At 67.6% G+C, this 20420-nt stretch carries 20 protein-coding genes; 9 read left to right on the forward strand and 11 right to left on the reverse strand.

The window, feature by feature from the left end; genetic code table 11:
* Positions 1 to 142 precede the first annotated feature (142 nt).
* Positions 143 to 1768 (reverse strand): D-alanyl-D-alanine carboxypeptidase family protein, encoded by a 1626-nt coding sequence (locus tag B4A72_RS11000; RefSeq protein WP_292955749.1) that lies wholly within the window; start codon positions 1766 to 1768, stop codon positions 143 to 145.
* Positions 1769 to 2069: 301 nt separating this feature from the next.
* Between B4A72_RS11000 and clpS the strand changes: the two genes are divergently transcribed.
* From clpS to B4A72_RS11015, 3 genes are read left to right on the forward strand one after another with little or no spacing between them, the layout of a single operon-like run.
* The gene (gene clpS, locus B4A72_RS11005) at positions 2070 to 2387 is read left to right on the forward strand and encodes an ATP-dependent Clp protease adapter ClpS (protein WP_292955746.1); all 318 of its coding nucleotides are present in this window, start codon (positions 2070 to 2072) and stop codon (positions 2385 to 2387) included.
* Positions 2388 to 2390: 3 nt separating this feature from the next.
* Positions 2391 to 3401 carry a class I SAM-dependent methyltransferase gene (locus B4A72_RS11010; protein WP_292955743.1) on the forward strand — a complete coding sequence of 337 codons (1011 nt, stop codon included), beginning with the start codon at positions 2391 to 2393 and terminating at the stop codon, positions 3399 to 3401.
* Positions 3398 to 4204 carry an SDR family NAD(P)-dependent oxidoreductase gene (locus B4A72_RS11015; RefSeq protein WP_292955740.1) on the forward strand — a complete coding sequence of 269 codons (807 nt, stop codon included), beginning with the start codon at positions 3398 to 3400 and terminating at the stop codon, positions 4202 to 4204. Before B4A72_RS11010 ends, B4A72_RS11015 begins: the two co-directional genes overlap by 4 nt.
* A 2-nt stretch (positions 4205 to 4206) precedes the next feature.
* On the opposite strand, the gene B4A72_RS11020 is transcribed toward B4A72_RS11015, so the two are convergent.
* A complete protein-coding gene (locus B4A72_RS11020; RefSeq protein WP_292955737.1) occupies positions 4207 to 4620 on the reverse strand; it encodes a hypothetical protein in 414 nt (137 codons plus the stop codon).
* 64 nt (positions 4621 to 4684) lie between these two features.
* Here B4A72_RS11020 and hemF point away from each other — a divergent pair, with 64 nt between their 5' ends.
* Positions 4685 to 5551 carry an oxygen-dependent coproporphyrinogen oxidase gene (gene hemF / locus B4A72_RS11025; protein ID WP_292955734.1) on the forward strand — a complete coding sequence of 289 codons (867 nt, stop codon included), beginning with the start codon at positions 4685 to 4687 and terminating at the stop codon, positions 5549 to 5551.
* Between the two features lie 117 nt (positions 5552 to 5668).
* Here hemF and B4A72_RS11030 read toward each other — a convergent pair whose 3' ends face one another.
* Positions 5669 to 6547, reverse strand: a complete 879-nt coding sequence (locus tag B4A72_RS11030; protein WP_292955731.1) for a DMT family transporter — start codon at positions 6545 to 6547, stop codon at positions 5669 to 5671.
* Entirely contained in the window at positions 6544 to 7572 is a 1029-nt protein-coding gene (gene hemE, locus B4A72_RS11035; RefSeq protein WP_292978585.1) for a uroporphyrinogen decarboxylase, read from the reverse strand. The genes B4A72_RS11030 and hemE overlap by 4 nt, the downstream gene beginning before the upstream one ends.
* A 75-nt stretch (positions 7573 to 7647) precedes the next feature.
* On the opposite strand from hemE, the gene hemC reads away from it, so the two are divergent.
* On the forward strand, positions 7648 to 8589 hold the full coding sequence (hemC, locus tag B4A72_RS11040; RefSeq protein WP_292958322.1) for a hydroxymethylbilane synthase: 942 nt from the start codon (positions 7648 to 7650) through the stop codon (positions 8587 to 8589).
* Positions 8590 to 8737: 148 nt separating this feature from the next.
* On the opposite strand, the gene lexA is transcribed toward hemC, so the two are convergent.
* The 7 genes from lexA to B4A72_RS11075 form a co-directional block, all read right to left on the reverse strand.
* Entirely contained in the window at positions 8738 to 9451 is a 714-nt protein-coding gene (lexA, locus tag B4A72_RS11045; protein ID WP_292958320.1) for a transcriptional repressor LexA, read from the reverse strand.
* A gap of 99 nt (positions 9452 to 9550) precedes the next feature.
* A complete protein-coding gene (gene glp / locus B4A72_RS11050; RefSeq protein ID WP_292958318.1) occupies positions 9551 to 10729 on the reverse strand; it encodes a gephyrin-like molybdotransferase Glp in 1179 nt (392 codons plus the stop codon).
* Positions 10726 to 11199 (reverse strand): cyclic pyranopterin monophosphate synthase MoaC, encoded by a 474-nt coding sequence (gene moaC / locus B4A72_RS11055; protein ID WP_292958316.1) that lies wholly within the window; start codon positions 11197 to 11199, stop codon positions 10726 to 10728. Before moaC ends, glp begins: the two co-directional genes overlap by 4 nt.
* Positions 11196 to 11999: an indole-3-glycerol phosphate synthase TrpC gene (gene trpC, locus B4A72_RS11060; protein ID WP_292958314.1), complete on the reverse strand. Its 804-nt coding sequence runs from the start codon at positions 11997 to 11999 to the stop codon at positions 11196 to 11198. The genes moaC and trpC overlap by 4 nt, the downstream gene beginning before the upstream one ends.
* A gap of 9 nt (positions 12000 to 12008) precedes the next feature.
* Positions 12009 to 12680 (reverse strand): uracil-DNA glycosylase, encoded by a 672-nt coding sequence (locus B4A72_RS11065; protein ID WP_292978587.1) that lies wholly within the window; start codon positions 12678 to 12680, stop codon positions 12009 to 12011.
* Positions 12677 to 13702 (reverse strand): anthranilate phosphoribosyltransferase, encoded by a 1026-nt coding sequence (gene trpD, locus B4A72_RS11070; RefSeq protein WP_292978589.1) that lies wholly within the window; start codon positions 13700 to 13702, stop codon positions 12677 to 12679. The genes B4A72_RS11065 and trpD overlap by 4 nt, the downstream gene beginning before the upstream one ends.
* Positions 13699 to 14286 (reverse strand): anthranilate synthase component II, encoded by a 588-nt coding sequence (locus B4A72_RS11075; protein ID WP_292958308.1) that lies wholly within the window; start codon positions 14284 to 14286, stop codon positions 13699 to 13701. Before B4A72_RS11075 ends, trpD begins: the two co-directional genes overlap by 4 nt.
* A 114-nt stretch (positions 14287 to 14400) precedes the next feature.
* Here B4A72_RS11075 and B4A72_RS11080 point away from each other — a divergent pair, with 114 nt between their 5' ends.
* From B4A72_RS11080 to trpE, 4 genes are all read left to right on the forward strand, one after another.
* Positions 14401 to 15390: a hypothetical protein gene (locus tag B4A72_RS11080; RefSeq protein ID WP_292958306.1), complete on the forward strand. Its 990-nt coding sequence runs from the start codon at positions 14401 to 14403 to the stop codon at positions 15388 to 15390.
* 1 nt (position 15391) lies between these two features.
* On the forward strand, positions 15392 to 16567 hold the full coding sequence (locus B4A72_RS11085; protein ID WP_292958304.1) for an aminotransferase: 1176 nt from the start codon (positions 15392 to 15394) through the stop codon (positions 16565 to 16567).
* 67 nt (positions 16568 to 16634) lie between these two features.
* The gene (locus tag B4A72_RS11090) at positions 16635 to 18599 is read left to right on the forward strand and encodes a SurA N-terminal domain-containing protein (RefSeq protein ID WP_292958302.1); all 1965 of its coding nucleotides are present in this window, start codon (positions 16635 to 16637) and stop codon (positions 18597 to 18599) included.
* Entirely contained in the window at positions 18599 to 20107 is a 1509-nt protein-coding gene (gene trpE / locus B4A72_RS11095; RefSeq protein WP_292958300.1) for an anthranilate synthase component I, read from the forward strand. Before B4A72_RS11090 ends, trpE begins: the two co-directional genes overlap by 1 nt.
* The last annotated feature ends 313 nt before the right edge of the window (positions 20108 to 20420 follow it).

Raw genomic sequence — 20420 nt, forward strand, 5'->3', positions numbered from 1 at the left:
TCCTCGCGCCTTGGGCCGGCTGGCGCGGAACACGACACCAGATCCGAAGTCACCGGACCACAAAAAGCGAGGCTGGAAAAGCGCGCAGCAAAAACGGGCGGGAAGGCCCCGCCCGGTTCGGTTTTGGCGCATCACAGCGCGCTCAGGGTCCGATCACCTTGCAATCCTGCGAGCGGGTCCGGAATCTTTCGCAGACCAGTTGTGCGCCGGCCTTGTCAAGATTGACGAACTTGGGTTCGAAACCGCGAATCGTATTGGCGATATTGCGCTGCGCATTCCCAAGCACCGCGCCGTCCTGCAAGGCGCTGCGGATCAGCAACTGGTCGGCTTCGGCCCTGGAGCGGTACAGACCCAGCGACACCCCCCAATTCCGGCTGCCGTCAGAGGCGCGCGAGACGATCTCCAGCGGTTCCGGCTCGGACCGGTCGCCTTCGCCCATCGCGGCAAGGATCACCGAATCCGAACGCGGCTTCGGCGCTTCAGAGGCCATAAGCGACATCGCATCACCCTGTTTCGGAACCGCGGCGGCGACGGCCCGGGCGATGGCCTCCGGGTCCTGACCCTTTTCCGCCGAGGCGACCAGCGAGGCGGTTTGCGTGCCGCGCGACCGGGGTGCCGGGGCCGGGCGGGACGATTCCGACAGCAGGCCGGCAGCAAGACTTGCCGATTGCCGCGGTGCGGCCTCGGTCGAGGCGACAGCGCTGGCAATGGCCTCTTCCACTGCGTCGCCCTCGGCGACCGGACGGCGGTTGGGACGGATGCTGGAGGCCAGTAGCAGTTCGTTGCCATCGGCAGCCGGCTGGGCGGCAGCGGCCTGACGGACCGCCTCCGCGATCTGCACCGGGTCGCTGACCGGAACCGCCGAGCGGCGCGCAGGCTTTTCGGAGGCCGACAGAACCAGGCGCTGCGGCTGCGGCCGGGTCGCCGCCGTGCTGGGCTGGACCTGGGCCCTGCGCACGACCTTCTTGGCCAGGTAACGTGGCGGCTGAGGCCGGACCTCGCTGACCCGGTCGCGAACGCGCGAGAATCCCGCGTCCAGCAATTGCGCCATCAACTGATTGCGCTGCGCGGTCGATGTGCCACCGAACACGGTCGCGATCAGCCGCTTGTTGCCGCGCTGCGCCGAAGCGGTCAGGTTGAACCCTGCCGCGCGGGTATATCCGGTCTTGATGCCGTCGGCGCCCTTGTAGGCATCCAGGAACCGCTTGTTGGTCGAAGACACCTTGGCGATTCCCGCATCCGCCGAACGGCGCGAGAACAGGTTGTAATATTGAGGGAAATCATAGAACAGGCGGCGGCCAAGGATCGACATGTCCTGGGCGGTGGAATAATGCCCCTGGGTCGTCAGACCGTTCGCGTTCCTGAATTGCGTGTTCCGCATCCCCAGGGCGCGTGCCATCTGGGTCATCTGCTGGGCAAAGGCCGCCTCGGACCCTGCCAGGCCTTCACCGATGGTGGTGGCGGCGTCGTTGGCCGACTTGATCGCCGCCGCCCGGATCAGATAGCGCAGTTCTATCTTCTGCCCCGCCCGCAGACCAAGTTTCGAGGGCGGTTCGGCCGCGGCGTTCGACGATACCGTGAACAGTGAATCCAGCCGCACCTGCCCGCGCTCGATCGCGGTGAACGCCATGTAAAGCGTCATCATCTTGGTCAGGGATGCAGGATGCAGCGGTGTGTTGGCGTTCTGTGAATAGATCGGCTGACCGTTCCGGGCGTCCATCACATAGGCTGCGAAGGGTGCGGCCGACAGACTTGCCGGTGCCAGCATGGCCAACAGAAGGAAAGCCCATGGCCGGGCCAAGCGTAGAGAATGGGTCAATGTCACTGTCTCTCTGCCTCGTGCGGGCATGTCTTTTGTCGCATACCCGTTCTTAATAAAATCACAATAGCATGAGATTTCTGTGCATGTAACCTTGGATTTGCACTATTTTCCACCTTGCCCGCGTATGGGATCCGGGGCTTTCATCGCCCGCCAAAACGCTTATATTCGCCCATGGACGAAGGGTCGGCCGCGATGCGGGCCCGGAACACAGGACCGGAAGGCCTCACGGACACTCATGACGCAATGGATGAGCGACAGCGACAAGCCCGACGACCAACAGGATCTGGCCGTTAAGCCGCATACCCGACCGCAGCGACCGCCGATGTACAAGGTCTTGATGCTGAACGACGATTTCACGCCGATGGAATTCGTCGTGCATGTCCTGGAACGGCTTTTCAACATGACCCATGCCCAGGCGATCGAGATCATGCTGACCGTCCACCGCAAGGGGGTCGCGGTGGTCGGGGTCTTTTCGCATGAAGTGGCCGAGACCAAGGTGGCGCAGGTCATGGAACTGGCCCGGCGTCAGCAGCATCCGCTGCAATGCACCATGGAAAAAGAGTAACCCGTGACCGGCACCCGACTTTCGCTGGCCCTCGCGGACTCGGTGCCCGAGGGACGTTTCCTTGTGATCGGTGCGCGTGCAGCGGACGATCTTGCCCCGCTGGGTCCCGATCGCATGGTGATCCAGCAGCGACATTTCCCCGACCATCATGCGCTTGCCGCACGCGGCTTTGATGTCACAACCCAGGCCGAGGGGCGTTTCGAGGCCGCGCTGGTGTTCCTGCCGCGCGCCAAGCCCGAGGCCCGCGCCCGGATCGCCGAGGCCGCAGCGTGCCTTTCCGCCGGCGCTCCGCTCTGGATCGACGGGCAAAAGACCGATGGTGTCGATTCGATCCTGAAAGAGTTGCGCGACCTGGCCGGGATCGACGAGGTCCACAGCAAGGCGCATGGCAAGATCTTTCGCCTGACGCTGCCGGCGGGCGACTGGCTGCCCGCCGGCTGGGCAGCCCGCCCGAACCACGTCGCGCCCGGATTTGTCACCCGGCCCGGCGTCTTTTCCGCCGATGGGATCGATCCGGGATCGGCCTTGCTGGCGCGGCACCTGCCGGAGCGGCTGCCGTCGAGGATGGTCGACCTGGGCGCCGGCTGGGGCTGGCTGGCGGCGCAGGCGCTGTCGCGGCCGGGGGTCGAGGTGATCCATCTGGTCGAGGCCGACAATGCCGCACTGCAATCGGCGCGCGACAACATCGCCGATCCGCGCGCCCGTTTTCACTGGGCCGATGCGCGTGACGTGGCCCTGGCCGATCCGGTGAACGGCGTGATCATGAACCCGCCCTTCCATGACGGGCGCGATGCCGATCCCCGGCTGGGTGCGGCCTTCATCGCCTCGGCCGCGCGGCTTCTGACCGGGGCGGGCCGGCTGTGGATGGTCGCCAACCGCCATCTGCCCTACGAGGCCGCCCTGGCGCGGCATTTTGCGCAAGTCACCGAAACCGGAGGCGATGCGCGCTTCAAGATCATCGAGGCCAGCGGCGCCCGCCGCGGCACCCGCAGGATGCAAGGAAAACGCGGATGAGCATGTCCGTTCAGGGAAAGACCGCCATAGTCACCGGCGCCGCGCGCGGGATCGGCCTTGCCATTGCCCAGCATCTGGTCGAGCGGGGGGCGAACGTCATGTTTGCCGACAGCGACGAAGAGGCGCTGGAATCCCAGGTCTCGGATTATGATACCGAGACCGGCCCGGTGCGCCAGTTCGTCGGCCACATGACCGAAAAGCTGGCCATGGCCAACCTGCTTTCGGCCACGCTGGATGCGTTCGAACGCATCGACATTCTGGTGAACGCCCATCGCTTCGTCAAAAGCTCGGATCCGCTGGACACCGATCCGGGCGTGCTCGAGGAAATGCTGCGTCAGAACATGATCGCGGGCCTGCGGCTGTCGCAGATGGTTGCCAAGCGGATGATCAAGCAGGCCGAGGACCAGCGCGATCTGGCGCAGGCGGGCGCCATCGTGAACATCTCGACGCTGGCGGCCTGCCGGCCGGTGCCGTCGATGCTGGGCTATTCCATCGCCTGCGCGGCCCAGGAACAATCGACGCGCGGGCTGGCGCTGGCGCTGGCGCCCTATCGGATCAGGGTGAACGGCGTGTCCTTCAGCAGCATCATGTCGCACGAACTGAAATGCGCCTTGCGCGATGACATGGATCTGCGCGCCCAGATCATTTCGGGCACGCCTCTGGGCCGGATCGGCGGCGCCGACGAAGTGGCCGAGACGGTGCAATATCTTGTCAGCGAGGGCGCGCGCTTCGTGACCGGCCAGATCGTGACCGTGGATGGCGGCCGCAGCCTTGCCGATCCGGTCACGGCGCAGGTTCTGTAATCTCAGCCCTGCTTTTCGGGATAGGCGGCCTTGCAGGCCCGAACCGCGGCCGCCGCCTGGGTGGCCAGCGCCGTCTTGCGCGCCGCCAGGTTGTCGCGCTTGCGGGTTTCGGCCGCCGGGTCGATGGGCACGCGGTAACGCTGGGTATCGACGTAGTCCTGCCAGCAGGGACGATAGCTGACCTGAACGTTCCCCTCCTTGTCGCGATACAGATCGCGGCACTGGGTCAGGCGGTCGCGCACCACCTCGCGCTCTTCCCAGGCATAGCCACGCGCCAGATTGCCCTCGACCACGGCCAGCAGGCGGCTGACCGTGCGATATTCATCGGTGTTGCGGCCGATGCACTGCTGTAGCGGGGTCGCGCAGGCCGCCAGCAGCAGCGGAACGGAAAGGGCGAAGGCGGTGTTGCGGCGCATGATCGGTCTCTTTACATCGGCGAGGCGATGCTAGCCGGGCGTTCGGTCGCTTGGCAAATCAAGAATGGAGAGCGTCATGGACGACCAACGCCGCCAGGCTGCCGGCTGGTTCAGGGAATTGCGCGACCGGATCACGACCGCCTTCGAATCGCTGGAGGATCGCGGCCCCGGCGACGGACCCGAGGGACGATTCGTCGTCACTCCCACGCAACGCGGCGAGGATGGCGGCGGCGGGCTGATGTCGGTCATGCGCGGTGGCCGGGTCTTCGAGAAGGTCGGCGTGAACTGGTCCGAGGTTCATGGCACGCTGGCCCCCGCGGCCCAGGCGGCCATGGCTGCACGCGGTGTGCCCGGCATGGACCGCGACCCGCGGTTCTGGGCCTCGGGGATCAGCCTTGTCGCGCATATGCAGAACCCTCATGCGCCGGCGGTCCATATGAACACGCGCATGTTCTGGACGCCCGGCGCCTGGTGGTTCGGCGGCGGATCGGATCTGAACCCCTGCATCGAATATCCCCATGATACTGCGCATTTCCATGCCACCCTGCGTGCGGCCTGCGCGCCGCACGGGGCCGATTATTACGACCGCTTCAAGGCCTGGGCGGACGAATATTTCTTCATCCCCCATCGCGGCCGCGCGCGCGGGGTCGGCGGCATCTTCTACGACGATCTGTGCACTGGCGACTGGCAGGCCGATTTCGCCTTTACCCGCGATGTTGGCGCGGCTTTCCTGCCCGCCTTCCTGCCGCTGGCCGAGGCACGCATGGCGCAGGGCTGGGACGACGCCGACCGCGAGGCGCAGCTGATACATCGCGGCCTCTATGCCGAATACAATCTGGTCTATGATCGCGGCACGAAGTTCGGGCTGGAGACCGGCCATAATGCCGATGCCGTGCTGATGAGCCTGCCGCCGCTGGCGAAATGGGTCTGAGGATCGCGTGATCCTTGCCGATCCGCCCATCCGGCGACAGCAGCGGGAAGGGATGGTTGCGGCAGGGGGACCGGGGGATGCAAACCCCCCGGCCGTCGCGGGACGCGAAAGACGCCCTCAGCCGATGGCCACCGCCAGCAGCCAGCCGACCCCGATCACGATCAGCGCCATTCCGGCCAGTTGCAGCCGTTGCGTGGCCTCGCGGAACAGCCGGCCCGAAACGATCTGCGCGAACACCACCTCGACCAGTGCCAGGGTGCGGACATTGGCGGCGGGGGTCAGTGCGAAACCCACGAACCAGAACAGCGACGCCATTGCGCCAAGCGCGCCGGCCGCCAGTGACACCCGCCATTCGACGGTGATGCCGCGCAGCGCCGCGCGATCGAAGGCCGACAACCACGCCAGCATCGCCACCGATTGCATGGCCAGCGTCAGGACCAGCACCGTCAGCGCCCGGGCAAAATAGCCGCCCTCGGGCAGCGCAAGCAAGGCGCCGCGAAACCCGATGGCCGAGATCCCGAACAATGCCCCCGCAGCAATGCCGTTCAGGATCGGCCGCAGGCCCGCTTGCGACCAGCTGGCCCCGGATGCCAGCACGACGCCCAGGGTCGCCACCCCGATCGCGCCCATCCGTGCCGGTCCCAGCGGCTCGGCCAGAACCAGAGCGCCGATCAGTGCCAGCGTCACCGGTTCGGTCTTCATCAGCGCGGTGGCGACGCCAAAGCTCTGGCCGCGCATGGTCAGCAGCATGAAGGCCGTCGCAGCAATCTGCGCCGCGGCACCAAGTCCGGCAAAGGCCAGCGTGCCGGGGCCGATGATCGGCAATTCCATGAACGGCCACAGCGCCAGCAGCATCACCGCCGCGAAGGGCAGGCCAAAAACGAAACGCACTGCCGTCGCGCCGGTCGTTCCGACGCGGGCGGTCAGTCCGGCCTGCGCCGCATTCCGTCCGGTTTGCGCGACCGCGGCGATCAACGTGGCCGCGACCCAGATCATGCGCTTCGGACCGCCTCGATCATGGCCGCGACGTTGTCCGGGTCGGCCTCGGGCGTGATCCCATGACCCAGATTGAAGACATGCGGGCCGCCCCGAAAGGCGCGGGTGATCCGTTGCGCCTCGGCGATCAGATCCCTGCCGCCCGTGACCATGTGTCGCGGGTCCAGATTGCCCTGGACACAGCCGTCGATCTGCACGTTCCGGACCGCCCATTCCGGACTGACCGAAGTGTCCAGCGCGACGCAATCAGCGCCCGTGGCACGGGCAAAGCCGACATAGCGTTGTGCCGCCCCGCGCGGAAAGGCGATGACCGGGATGCCGGGGTGGCGCTGTTTCAGCGCGGCAATGATGCGACGGGCGGGGGCGATCGCGAAATCGTCGAAATCGGGGCCTGCCAGGCTGCCTGCCCAGCTGTCGAACAGCTTGACCGCCTCGGCGCCCGCTTCGATCTGCGCCGACAGATACAGGATCGTCGCCTCGGTGATCCGGTCGATCAGCGCCGAAAATGCCGCACGGTCCGCCGCCTTGAAATCATGCGCGGGGCCCTGATCGGGCGTGCCGCGGCCGGCGATCATGTAGGTGGCGACGGTCCAGGGCGCGCCGGCAAAACCGATCAGGGCGGTCTGCGCAGGCAGATTGCGCGACAGGATCTTCACCGTCTCATAGACGGGATGCAGCCTGTCATGGATCGCATCGGCCGGCCGAAGGTCTGCCGCGCCCGCCGCGCTGGTGATCGTCGAGAGGCGCGGCCCCTCGCCGGCGACAAACCACAGATCCGCGCCAAGCGCCTGCGGCACCAGCAGAATATCGGCGAAGAGGATCGCGGCGTCGAAGCCGAACCGCCGGATCGGTTGCAGCGTCACCTCGGCCGCCAGCTCGGGATTGTAGCACAGCGACAGGAAATCGCCCGCTCGGGCGCGCGTCGCGCGATATTCCGGCAGATAGCGCCCGGCCTGACGCATCATCCAGATCGGCGGGACGGGCAGCGCCTCACCGGCCAGCGCGCGCAGCAGCAACTTGGTCATGGGACCTCCTTTGCGGCCCTTCAAGGCGAGGGTGCGGGCGTTGTCAAGCGCGCGTCCGACCGCTATGGCGGGCGCATGACACAGATGCCCGACCCCTCGCAGCCCCTGAAGATCGGCACCCGCGGCTCGGTCCTGGCGCTGGCGCAGGCGCATGAGACGCGCGCCCGCCTGATGGCCGTCCACGATCTGCCGGCCGAGGCGTTCGAGATCGTCGTGATCAGGACCACCGGCGACCGGATCACCGACCGCCCGCTGAAAGAAATCGGCGGCAAGGGCCTGTTCACGCGTGAGATCGAAGAGGCGCTGTCTGCGGGCCGGATCGACATCGCGGTCCATTCGATGAAGGACATGCCGACGCTTCAGCCCGAGGGAATGCTGATCGATTGCCTGCTGCCACGCGAGGATGTCCGCGACGCCTTCGTGTCCCCGCACGTTGCCTCGATCCAGGATCTGCCGCAGGGCGCGGTGGTCGGTTCTTCCAGCCTGCGCCGGCGGGCGCAGTTGGCGCATCGGCGACCCGATCTGCATCTGGTCGAGTTTCGCGGCAACGTCCAGACCCGGCTGCGGAAGCTGGAAGAGGGCGTGGCGGTTGCGACCTTTCTCGCCATGGCCGGCTTGCGACGGCTGGACATGCTGCATGTGGCGCGCGGGCCGATCGATCCGGCCGAAATGCTTCCCGCGGTGGCGCAGGGCGCCATCGGCGTCGAGCGCCGGGCCGGCGATGACGCGACCGCGACACTCCTGCGTGCCATCCATGATGTCGAAACCGGTCAGCGCATCGCTGCCGAACGCGCCTTCCTCGCGCGCCTGGACGGATCCTGCCAGACGCCGATCGCAGGTCTGGCCGAGCTGAGCGGATCGCGACTGACCCTGCGCGGAGAAATCCTGCGCCCGGACGGCGCCGAGGCGTTCAGCGGCAGCCGTAAAGGCGAAATTCCCGACGGCCCGGCGATGGGGGCCGACCTGGCCGAGGAATTGCTGTCGCGTGCCGGCCGGGGCTTTCTGGAACATCTGTGAGCGGCAGAGGCCATGCCGCAAGGCCGGGACAGCCAGCCTGAGGACACGAACCCACCCGGCAGTCAGCTTGTGACAGGCCAGACCGATGAGAGCGGTCGCAATGCGGCCCTTCGCGGGCGATCAGCCAAGGGTGCCGCGCCGCGATCCCTCAATAGCTGCGGATCAGGCCGACGAGGCGGCCCTGCACGCGGACACTTTCCTCGGGCAGGATGCGGGTTTCGTAGGCAGGGTTTGCCGCCTCCAGCGCGATCATCGCGCCGCGCCGGCGATAGCGTTTCAGCGTCGCCTCATGGCCTTCGACCAGGGCGACGATGATGTCACCGTTCTCTGCGCTGTCCTGTTCGCGAATCACCACGACGTCGCCGTCGTTGATCCCCGCCTCGATCATCGAATCGCCCTTGACCTCCAGTGCGTAATGATGGTCGCGACCCGTCAGCATCGTGCCGGGCACCGAGACATGGTGCGAAATTTCGGAAATCGCCTCGATCGGGACGCCCGCCGCGATCCGGCCCATCAGCGGCAATGCGACGGCCGCGCTGTCCACGATGTCCATCGCGCCGCGCGGACGGCCCGGACGATCATTCGAGATGACGCGGGGCGAGAATCCGGCCGCAGCTTTCGGGGTGTCCCCGTCCGTCCCCGCCAGCGCATCCGGCAGGCGCAGGATTTCCAGCGCGCGGGCACGATGGGGAAGACGCCGGATGAAGCCACGTTCCTCAAGCGCCGTCACCAGCCGGTGGATGCCGGATTTTGAGCGCAGATCCAGCGCATCCTTCATCTCGTCGAAAGAGGGCGGGACACCGTCGCGCGCCATGCGCTTCTGAATGAATTCCAGCAGCTGGATTTGTTTCCTGGTCAGCATCGGCCCGTCCTTGCCCCGAAGTGTTCCGCGAATGTTCTAGCCGATCGGCCGAATCGCGTCAACAATCTGCGCGCATCGTGATGAAAAATCGGTTAAGGCTCAGCGGCGAAGCGGCAGAAAGCAGACCACGTCGCCGGCCCTGCGGGCGGGGTCGCCGGCGGGCCTGACCAGCAGGGCGTCAGCCTGCGCCATCAGCGACAGGCGGGCGGAATCCTGGTCGCGGAACGGATTGATCAGCGGCAGGTCAGGCCCGTCTTCAAGGCCGGCCCGCAGGTAATGCTGGCGATCGCCCTCGGGGGCCAGATCGCGGGCAAGACGGGCGCGTCCGATGCGGTGTCCCGCATCCAGCCCCTGCATCCGAAGGATCAGAGGTTGCATGAACAAAATTCCGCAAACAATTGCAGAAACAGGATTTCCTGGTAGTCCAAGCATGGCGGACCGGCTGATTGTTCCGGCCATCAGCGGTTTTCCGGGCCGCATCGCGATCTTGTAGAAGGCGCGGTCCATGCCCAGGTCGGCCGCGACCTTGCCGACCAGATCATGATCTCCGACCGAGGCGCCGCCGATGGTGACGATCAGATCGGCATCCGCGGCCGAGGCCAGGCTGTCGCGCAGGCTGGCCTCGCTGTCTCGCGCGATGGGCAGGATCCGCGGCACGGCGCCTGCCTCGGCGGCCAGCGCGGCGATGGCGAGATCGTTGGAACTGACGATCTGGCCGGGCTGCGGCATCTGACCCGGCCGGACCAGTTCGTCGCCGCCCGCGAGAATCGCGACGCGGGGCTGGTCTGCGACGACCACCTGCGGAACATTCATCGCTGCCAGCAAGCCGATATCGGCCGCCGTCAGCTTTCGCCCGGATGGCAGCACATCACCTTCTGCGAAATCGCCGCCGCGCAGGCGGATATGGGTGGCATCGCTGCGTGTGGCAACGCTGAGGCTGTCGCCCTCGCGGACGGTGTTTTCCTGCATCACGACGCGATCATAGCCGGGCGGAACGGGTGCGCCGGTAAAGATGCGGATGGCGGTTCCGGGCACGGCCTCGCCCGACCATGGATGGCCCGCGGCAGAGGTGCCGACGACGCGCAGCGGCCCGTCCAGATCGCGCGAGCGCAGCGCATAGCCGTCCATTGCGGCGGCATCGAAAGGCGGTTGGGTCAGACGCGCGCGCGCCGGCTCCAGCAGCGCGCGGCCCGCGGCGCGTTCCAGCGGAACCAGATCCGGCCGCGGCGCCGGAGCCAGCGCGAGAACGCGCGACAGGGCCTCATCGACGGGGATCACGGGCGGGCCTCGTAGAGACCGGACTTGCCGCCTTCCTTGCGCAGCAGGCGGATGGCGTCGATCCGCATGTCCTTCTGCGCCGCCTTCAGCATGTCGTAGATCGTCAGGCAGGCGACGGTGACGGCGGTCAGGGCCTCCATCTCGACGCCGGTGCGGCCGGTTGTGCGGACGGTCGCCGTGACGCGGATGCCGGGAAGATCCGGATCCGGCGTCAGATCAAGTGCGACCCTGGCGATGGGCAGGGGATGGCACAACGGGATCAGGTCGGCTGTGCGCTTGGCCGCCATGATTCCGGCCAGACGCGCAACGCCCATCACATCGCCCTTCTTGGTCCCGTCCTGGGCCAGGGCCAGCGTTTCGGGCGCCATGATCACACAACCCTCGGCCACTGCCTCGCGCGCTGTGTCCGGCTTGCCCGAGACATCGACCATATGCGCCTGTCCGGCCTTGTCGAAATGGGTCAGGCTCATGGCGCGGCGGCCTTGGCGGTGTCGAGGATGGCCCGCGTCGCCGCAGCCACGTCGTCCTGCCGCATCAGGCTTTCACCGATCAGGAAACGCGATGCGCCGACAGCCATCATCCGTGCCAGATCGGACGAGGTGAAAAGGCCGCTTTCGCAAACCAGATCGCGGCCCGCGGGGATGCGCGGGGCCAGATCGCGGGTCACGTCCAGCGTCACCTCGAAGGTCCGCAGATTGCGGTTGTTGACCCCGATCAGCGGCGATGCCAGCCGCAGCGCGCGGTCCAGCTCCGCCGCGTCGTGGACCTCGATCAGCGCGTCCATGCCCCAATGGCGGGCAGCATCCTCAAGCTCGGCGGCCAGCGCGTCATCGACCGAAGCCATGATGATCAGGATGCAATCGGCGCCCCAGGCACGAGCCTCGGCGACCTGATAGGTGTCGTGGAGAAAATCCTTGCGCAAGACCGGCAGGTCGCAGGCCGCGTGCGCGTCTGCCAGATAATCGGGCGCGCCCTGGAAACTGGGCGCGTCGGTCAGGACCGACAGGCAGGCGGCGCCCCCCGCGGCATAGGCGCGGGCCAGCGAGGGCGGGTCGAAATCGGGGCGGATCAGGCCCTTGGACGGACTGGCCTTCTTGATTTCGGCAATCAGGGCGGGGCCGGTCGCGGCCCTCGCGGTCAGCGCGGCGGCGAAACCGCGCGGTGCCGGCGCGGCGCGGGCGGCGTCTTCGATTTCGGCAAGCGGACGGGCGGCCTTGGCGGCCGCGATCTCGTCCAGTTTGTAGGCCTTGATCGTGTCGAGAATATCCATGGATTGCTTCTAGCCTTGCCGGGGCGACGAGGGAAGAGCGTGCGGCTTCGCCCAGTCGATCGGGGTCCGGCCCTGCCTCTCCAGCCAGCGATTGATATGGCCGAAGGGGCGGCTGCCGAAAAAGCCGCGCCGCGCCGACAGCGGTGAAGGATGCGCGGTGGCGATGACCAGATCCTGCTTGCGCGGCAGGCCGGACGCAGCCCTCTGTGCATGGGCGCCCCAGAGCACGAAGGCGAGGGGGCCGTGTTTCTGCGCCTCGGCCATGGCGTCGCGGGCCAGGGCCTGCCAACCCCATCCGGCATGGGCGCCGGCCTGGCCGGGCAGCACCGACAGCGCGGTGTTCAGCAACAGAACCCCCTGTTCGGCCCAGGCCGACAGATCGCCCGTGGCCGGGGCCGCGCCCAGATCGTCGCGAAGTTCGGCGAAGATGTTTTTCAGGCTGCGCGGCACGGCGATGCCGGGCGCGACCGAAAAGGCAAGCCCGTTGGCATGGCCCGGCGTCGGGTAGGGATCCTGCCCCAGGATGACCACCCGGACCTGATGCGGCGAAATCGCATCGAGGGCCGCAAAAAGCCGGTCGGGGCCGGGCAACCAGCCATCCGCCCTATCCAGCCGGTCGCGGATGCCGGGCCATGTCTGCTGAAAGAAGGGCAGATGCACCCAGGGCGCCGGCGGAATCACGTTTCGGGCGGCGGGCCGGTGACGGCGGCAAGCTGTTTCAGCTTTGCTCGGGCCGCGCCGCTGTCGATGGATCGGGCCGCCATCGCGGCCCCTTCGCGAAGGTCGGCCACCTTGTCCGCCACCAGCAGTGCTGCCGCCGCGTTCAGCAGAACGGCGTCGCGATAGGCGCTTTCGGCGCCGTCCAGCAGGGCGATGAATGCCTTCGCGTTGTCGCGCGGCTCGCCGCCGATGATCGCCGCGAATGGGTGGCGTGGCAGGCCGGCATCTTCGGGCGTGATGGTGAATTCGGTGATGCCGCCATCCTTCAGGGCGGCGACATGGCTTTCGCCCGCGATGCTCAGTTCATCCGTGCCGTCGCCGCCATGGACCAGCCAGGCCGCATCCGAACCCAGATCGCGCAGCACTTCGGCCATGGGGCGGATCCATTGCGCTGAAAATGCGCCGGTCAACTGCCGGCGGACCGAGGCGGGATTGGTCAGCGGGCCAAGCAGGTTGAACACCGTTCGCGTGCCCAGTTCGGTGCGCGGCGGACCGACGTGGCGCATGGCCGGGTGATGCATGGGCGCCATCATGAAGCAGATGCCCGCAACATCCAGCGCCTGTTGCGCCACGGCGGGACCGCCCATCACGTTGATCCCCATCTGCGTCAGCGCGTCCGCCGCGCCCGATTTCGAGGACAGGTTCCGGTTGCCATGCTTGGCCAGCGTCACGCCCGCGCCGGCCACCACGAAGGCCGCCGCGGTCGAGATGTTCAACGTGCCCTTGCCGTCGCCTCCGGTGCCGACGATATCCATCGCCCCGGCCGGCGCGTGGACCCGGTTCATCCGCTTGCGCATGGCGCGGGCGGCGGCGGCGATTTCGTCCACGGTCTCGCCGCGCACGCGCAGCGCCATCAGCAGACCGCCGATCTGTGCCGGCGTCGCGGCGCCGTCGAACAGCGCCGCAAAGGCCGTCTCGGCCTCGGTTCCGGTCAGCGGCCGGGTCGCGGCGATGCCGATCAGCGGACGGATGTCGGTGCTCATGCGGCGGCTTTCGTCCGGCAGCGGGTCAGAAAGTTGCGGATCATGTCATGGCCATGTTCCGAGGCGATCGATTCGGGGTGGAACTGGACACCCTCGATGGGCAGGTCGGCGTGGATCAGGCCCATGATCGTACCGTCATCCGAGGTCGCGGTGACGCGCAGGCATTCGGGCAGGCTTTCGGGCTGGACGGTCAGCGAATGATAGCGTGTGGCCTTCAGCGGCGAGGGCAGGCCGGCGAAGACGCCGCTGCCGTCATGGTCGATGGCGTCCACCTTGCCATGCAGGATGCGATTGGCGCGCACGATCCTGCCGCCGAAAGCCTCGCCGATGGCCTGATGGCCAAGACAGACGCCCAGCAGGGGAATCCGGCGCCCGGCTGCCGCGCGGATCAGGTCGAGACAAATCCCCGCCTGCGCCGGATCGCAGGGACCGGGCGAGATCACGATGCCGTCAGGATCCATCGACAGCGCCTCGTCCACGCCGATACGGTCGTTGCGGTGGACGGCCACCTCGGCCCCGGCCTCGCCCAGATAATGCACGAGGTTCCAGGTGAAGCTGTCGTAATTGTCGATCAGAAGGATCATCGGGCGGCCTCGGGCTGGTGCGGTTCGGGGGCGGTTCCCCCTTGCGGGCGGGTTCGTTATAGATGGGCCAAAGCGCGCCGGGGGGTCAAGCCCGGCCGGGACGTGAAGGGGCGCATGGCACGCGGTTTCTGGACAGGTTTGCTGCATGGTGGCGTCGTCAGCGCCGCCGGTCTGGTCGCGCTGTCGTTGGCGCTGCCATTGCCGGGCACGGCCCCACCCGCGACGAACCCACCCGAAACCGCCGGCTCCGTGCCGCAGGACGGGGCCGCCAAACCCGCGCAGGCGACGGGCGACGGGCCCGCCTCGGCCGATGCCGTCTCTGCCGAACCTGTCTCTCGGGAAGCCGAGACCCGCGAATCCGGGGCCCGCGCATCCGAGGCGGACGGATCCGGGCAGGCCCGGACGCCGACGCCACCGGACGATGCCGGACCGACCGAACGGGCGTCAGCCACGCCCGCGCCGGATCGGCCGCAGGCCGAAGGCGCGCCCTCGGCTGGGGCGGTCGATCTGCCGGTGGGTTCGGAATTCGGGCGCGGCGGCGATCTTGCGCCGCAGATGCCCGCGCCGCTGGCCGTGCCGGGGTCGCGGATGCGGCAATCCGAGGCTCCGGCCGTTGCCGCACCCGCCGCCGAACCCGCACCCGTCGCCCTGACCGGCGACAACCGCCGGCCACAGACCGAACCGGCCCGGGGCCCCGCTCTTGCCAGCCCCGAGGATGACGCGGGCGACGCGCCGGACCTGACGCGGCCCGATGCGATTTCGGCGCCCGCCGCGCCAGCGGTGCCCAGGATGGCGGGGGCCGGCGCGCAGGACGAAGCACCGGCCCGCCCGACCGCCTCGCAGGGGGATGCCGCGCGAACTGCGCCCGCCCGGCCAGCCGATGAAACCGCGCCGGACGCAGCCGCTGTCACGCCTGCCGCGACAGCCGAGTCCGTGCCGCAGCCCGCCAACGTCGATCCTGCGGCGGCCGGATCCCGGTCCGATGCCGCCGATCCTGCCGTGTCAGGCGGATCGGATGCCGTGGCGCCGTCGATGCCGCAGCCGTCGCTGGATCTGTCGCTGCCGCCCGACCTTTCCGATCTGCGCAGCCTGGAGCGTGACTGACATGATGCCGCTGAACCCCGCCCTTGCGGGCACCTTTCCGCCGCCGGTGATGGAGGCGCGGCGCTGGTTGCAGGATGCGGACTTCCCGCCAGACCGTCCGCTGATCAATGTCAGCCAGGCCGCGCCGGTAGAGCCGCCGCCGCAAGGACTTTGCCGCGCCATCGCCGAGGCCGCGCTGAACCGCCCCGAGGCGCATCTCTATGGCCCGGTCCTGGGCAATGCCGATCTGCGCGCCGCCGTGGCGTCGGAATTCGCGCGCGCCTATGGCGGCCGGGTCGCGCCGGATGAGGTGGCGATCACCCAGGGCTGCAATCAGGCCTTCTGCGCCGCAATGGCCACGCTGGCCGGGCAGGGGGACGAGGTGATCCTGCCGGCGCCGTGGTATTTCAATCACAAGATGTGGCTGGACATGCAGGGCGTGATCACGCGCCCCTTGCCCTGCCGCCAGGACATGTTGCCCGATCCGGCCGAGGCCGCAGAACTGATCGGTCCCCGCACGAAAGCCATCGTGCTGGTCACGCCGAACAATCCTTCGGGTGCGGAATATCCCGCGGATCTGGTCGCGGCCTTCTTCGATCTGGCGCAGCGGCGCGGCCTGGCGCTGGTGCTTGACGAGACCTATCGCGATTTCGACAGCCGCACTGGCGCCCCTCATGACCTGCTGCGCCGCGCAGAGCGGGACCAGACGCTGATCCAGCTTTACAGTTTTTCCAAGGCCTACCGGCTGACCGGCCACCGCGTCGGCGCGATGATCGCCTCGACGGCGCGGCTGCGCGAGGTCGAGAAATTCCTCGATACGGTGGCCATCTCGACCTCGCAGCTTGGCCAGATCGGTGCCCTGTGGGGGATCGAGAACCTGCGCGACTGGCTGGCCGGCGAACGCGATGCGATCCTGGCGCGGCGCGCGGCGGCAGTGGCGGCAATGTCGGATCTGCCGGGCTGGCGGCTGAAAAGCGCCGGGGCCTATTTCGCCTGGGTGGAACATCCCTTCGCCGAGAGTTCCGCCGACCTGGCCCCCCGGCTGGTGCGCGGGGCCGGTGTGCTGGCGCTTCCCGGCACGATGTTCGTGCCCCGCGGCGATGCCGAGGGCGCGCGGCATTTCCGCCTGGCCTTCGCCAATGTCGATGCGGACGGAATCGCCCATCTTGCCGAAAGACTGGCGGGTTTCGGCGGCTGACAGGCTTGTGGCGGGGGCGCGCGCGTCCTAGAACCGGCAGCGACACGACATGACGGAAGGCCGGGCCATGAAGAACCTGCGCACACACGGTAAATCCACGATCGTCTGGTTGCTTCTGGGCCTCATGGTGCTGGGCCTGGGCGGCTTCGGGGTGACCAGCTTCTCGGGCGGTTCGTCCGAGATCGGCTCGGTCGGCGAGACCAAGGTCACGGCCGAGGAATATGCGCGCGCTTTGCGCGGGCAGATGATCGCGATCCAGCAGCAGACCGGCCAGCCGCTGACCATGGCACAGGCGCAATCCCTGGGTCTTCAGCAATCGGTTCAGGCGCAGCTTTTCACCGCCGCCGCGCTGGAGGAACAGGCCCGCCGCATGGGCGTTTCCGTCGGCGACGAGGCAGTTCGCCAGACGATCCTCGGCGCGGAGGCCTTCAAGGGTCCGAACGGCAAATTCGATCGCACCGCCTATTCCCAGGCGTTGCGGCGCGAGAGCATGGCCGAAAGCGACTTCGAGGACGAGGTCCGCAAGGACGAGGCCAGGCTGATGATTCAGCGCGCCGTGGCCGGCGGCGTGGTCGCGCCCCAGGCCATGGTGGATCGCGCCGCCGCCTGGATTCTGGAAGCACGCGATCTGTCCTGGGCCGAGTTGACCGCCGAGGATCTTCCCGCCGCCATCGAGGAACCCGACGAAAAGACGCTGAAGGCCTGGCACCAGGCCAATGCCGACCGCTTCACCGCGCCCGAGGCGCGCAAGATCACCTATGTCTGGTTGACCCCCGAGATGATGTCGGATCAGGTCAAGCTGGACGAAGCGGCCCTGCGCGCGGTCTATGACGAGCGCATCGACGAATTCCAGCAACCCGAGCGGCGACTGGTCAGCCGGCTGGTCTTTCCGTCCGAGGCCGAGGCAAAGGCCGCCAAGGATCAGATCGACGCGGGCACCCAGCCATTCGAAGCCTTCGTGATACAGCGCGGCCTGACAATGGATAGTATCGATCTGGGCGAGATGACCAGACAGCAGCTCGGCGCGGCCGGCGACGCGGTTTTCGCGCTTGACGGACCGGGCGTGGTCGGTCCGGTCCAGACCGATCTGGGACCGGCCCTCTTTTCGATGAACGCGATCCTCGACCCGATCAACATTTCCTTCGATGAGGCCAAGCCCGATCTGCGCCAGGAGGCCGCCATCGACCGCGCGCAACGCATGATCGACGATAATTCGGCCGATTACGAGGACATGCTGGCCGGTGGCGCGACGCTGGAAGAGGTCGCCCAGCAGACGCCGATGGAACTGGGCCAGATCGACTGGGTGGCGGGCGAGACGCCGGGCCCGGGCGGCATCGACGGCTATCAGGCATTCCGCGACCGCGCCGAGGCGGTCAGCGAAAGCGACTTTCCCGAAATCGAACGGCTGGATGATGGCGGCATTTTCGCGCTGCGTCTGGACGAGGTGGTGCCCGCGACGCTGAAGCCCTTCGAGGCGGTGCGCGACGCGGTCGCCGAGGATTGGCGCCTTGCCGAAACCAGGCGTCAGCTTCTGGCCCTTGCCGAGGAGGAAAAGCTCAGGGCCAGCGCGGCGGCCGAACCCGGTGCGGAACCGCAGCCGCTGCAGGGCGCGGGCGGAGTGGTGCAGAATTCGGGCCCGGCGCCGAATGCTGCCGGGGACAATGCCGCGGCTGATCCGGCGACGCAGGATCCGGCACCGCTGGAATGGACCTCGCAGACCGGTCTGACGCGCGACGGCTGGATCGACAACCTGCCCCGGCAGGTGGTTGCACAGGCCTTTGCCCTGAAGGAACCCGGCGAGATCGAGGTCGTCGATGCCGATGAGCGTGTTTTTCTGGTCCGTCTGGACGCGGTGCAGAAGGCCGATCTGGACAGCGAGGACGCGCGTGGCGTGAAGAATGCCATCGCATCGCGGATGGGGCAGTCCCTGCAGGACGACATCTTCGACTATTATTCCCGCGCGGCCCAACGGCAGGGCGGTCTTCAGATCAACCAGCAGGCGATCAATGCCATCAACGCACAGGTCCAGTGATGGAGCTTTCGCCTGAATTTCCCGCCTTCGAGGCGGGCTGGAAATCCGGGCATAATCAATTGGTGACGATCCGGCTGGCCGCCGATCTGGACACGCCGGTCAGCCTGATGCTGAAACTGGCCGAGGCCGCGCCGATGTCCTTCATGCTCGAATCGGTGACGGGGGGCGAGGTCCGCGGACGGTATTCCATCGTCGGCATGAAGCCCGACCTGATCTGGGATTGCCGCGACGGCCAGGCGCGGATCAACCGCCAGGCGCGCTTTTCCGACGAATATCAGCGCGACGACCGGCCCGCGCTGGACAGTCTGCGGGCGCTGATCTCGGAAAGCCGGATCGCCGAGATGCCCGAGGATGTGCCCCCGGTCGCGGCGGGCCTTTTCGGCTATCTCGGATACGACATGATCCGGCTGGTCGAGGATCTGCCGAACGTCAATCCCGACCCTCTGGATCTGCCCGACGCGATGCTGATGCGGCCCTCGGTCGTCGCGGTCCTGGACGGAGTGAAGGGCGAGGTGACGCTGTGCGCGCCTGCCTGGCACGATGGCAGCGACAATGCCCGCGCCGCCTATGCCCGCGCCGCCGAACGGGTGATGGATGCCCTGCGCTCGCTGGACCGGCAACCGTCCGAGCCGCGCGCCCTGGGCCACGACACCAAGATCGGCGAGCCGGTGTCGAACTTTGCCAAAGCGGATTATCTGGCGGCGGTCGAGAAGGCCAGGGAATACATCCGCGCGGGCGACATCTTTCAGGTCGTGCCCTCGCAACGCTGGCGGATGGCGTTCCCTCTGCCGCCCTTCGCGCTGTACCGGTCGCTGCGCCGCACCAATCCCTCGCCCTTCATGTTCTTCCTGAACATGGGCGGTTTTCAGATCGTGGGCGCCAGTCCCGAAATCCTCGTGCGTCTGCGCGACGGCGAGGTGACGATACGACCCATCGCCGGAACCCGACCGCGCGGGGCGAACGAGGCCGAGGACCGCGCGCTGGAGGCCGAACTTCTGGGCGATCAGAAAGAGCTGGCCGAACATCTGATGCTGCTGGATCTGGGCCGCAACGATGTCGGTCGTGTCGCCAGAACCGGCACTGTCCGTCCCACCGAGCAATTCACCATCGAGCGCTACAGCCACGTCATGCATATCGTGTCGAATGTCGTGGGAGAATTGCGCGAAGGCGAGGATGGCTTGTCAGCGTTGCTGGCGGGTCTGCCGGCGGGCACGGTTTCGGGGGCGCCCAAGGTCCGCGCGATGCAGATCATCGACGAACTGGAGCCCGAAAAGCGCGGCGTCTATGCCGGTGCGGTCGGCTATTTCGCCGGCAATGGCGAGATGGACATGTGCATCGCCTTGCGGACCGGGGTGGTCAAGGACGGCTCGCTTTACATTCAGGCGGGCGGCGGGGTGGTCTATGACAGCGATCCCGAGGCCGAATTCCAGGAAACCGTGAACAAGAGCCGCGCCCTGCAACGCGCCGCCGAAAGTGCATCGCGGTTCGTGCGCGGCGGAAACGGCTAGCGGGTCGCTTGCGGCGCAACCGCGTGCTGCATGACCGGGCCGGCCCCGGTTGGCGCATGGCTGACCGATCGCTTGCGGCGCAACCGCGATCGCAAAAAAAAAACGGCCCCGAAGGGCCGCTTCAATCATTACCTAACCGCAGGCCCTAGTTGCTGGCCGGCTTCTCTTCGGTCGTCATGCCGCCATCTGCCGGCGCCATGCCATCGGCCGGGGCCGCTGCACCATCTGCCGGCGCAGCACCATCAGCCGGAGCCGCTGCCGGATCAGCCGGAGCCGCTGCCGGGTCGGCCGGAGCCGCTGCCGGATCGGCCGG

Origin of the sequence: Paracoccus sp. UBA5162, from assembly GCF_002413585.1 — a bacterium.
Lineage (GTDB): Bacteria > Pseudomonadota > Alphaproteobacteria > Rhodobacterales > Rhodobacteraceae > Paracoccus.

Bases quoted from the DNA above. Each gene is read 5' to 3' on its own strand.
- B4A72_RS11000 (WP_292955749.1), bottom strand. From the start codon at position 1,768: ATGCTGGCACCGGCAAGTCTGTCGGCCGCACCCTTCGCAGCCTATGTG.
- clpS (WP_292955746.1), top strand. From the start codon at position 2,070: ATGAGCGACAGCGACAAGCCCGACGACCAACAGGATCTGGCCGTTAAG.
- B4A72_RS11015 (WP_292955740.1), top strand. From the start codon at position 3,398: ATGAGCATGTCCGTTCAGGGAAAGACCGCCATAGTCACCGGCGCCGCG.
- B4A72_RS11020 (WP_292955737.1), bottom strand. From the start codon at position 4,620: ATGCGCCGCAACACCGCCTTCGCCCTTTCCGTTCCGCTGCTGCTGGCG.
- hemF (WP_292955734.1), top strand. From the start codon at position 4,685: ATGGAGAGCGTCATGGACGACCAACGCCGCCAGGCTGCCGGCTGGTTC.
- B4A72_RS11030 (WP_292955731.1), bottom strand. From the start codon at position 6,547: ATGATCTGGGTCGCGGCCACGTTGATCGCCGCGGTCGCGCAAACCGGA.
- hemE (WP_292978585.1), bottom strand. From the start codon at position 7,572: ATGACCAAGTTGCTGCTGCGCGCGCTGGCCGGTGAGGCGCTGCCCGTC.
- hemC (WP_292958322.1), top strand. From the start codon at position 7,648: ATGACACAGATGCCCGACCCCTCGCAGCCCCTGAAGATCGGCACCCGC.
- lexA (WP_292958320.1), bottom strand. From the start codon at position 9,451: ATGCTGACCAGGAAACAAATCCAGCTGCTGGAATTCATTCAGAAGCGC.
- moaC (WP_292958316.1), bottom strand. From the start codon at position 11,199: ATGAGCCTGACCCATTTCGACAAGGCCGGACAGGCGCATATGGTCGAT.
- trpC (WP_292958314.1), bottom strand. From the start codon at position 11,999: ATGGATATTCTCGACACGATCAAGGCCTACAAACTGGACGAGATCGCG.
- trpD (WP_292978589.1), bottom strand. From the start codon at position 13,702: ATGAGCACCGACATCCGTCCGCTGATCGGCATCGCCGCGACCCGGCCG.
- B4A72_RS11075 (WP_292958308.1), bottom strand. From the start codon at position 14,286: ATGATCCTTCTGATCGACAATTACGACAGCTTCACCTGGAACCTCGTG.
- B4A72_RS11080 (WP_292958306.1), top strand. From the start codon at position 14,401: ATGGCACGCGGTTTCTGGACAGGTTTGCTGCATGGTGGCGTCGTCAGC.
- B4A72_RS11085 (WP_292958304.1), top strand. From the start codon at position 15,392: ATGATGCCGCTGAACCCCGCCCTTGCGGGCACCTTTCCGCCGCCGGTG.
- B4A72_RS11090 (WP_292958302.1), top strand. From the start codon at position 16,635: ATGAAGAACCTGCGCACACACGGTAAATCCACGATCGTCTGGTTGCTT.
- trpE (WP_292958300.1), top strand. From the start codon at position 18,599: ATGGAGCTTTCGCCTGAATTTCCCGCCTTCGAGGCGGGCTGGAAATCC.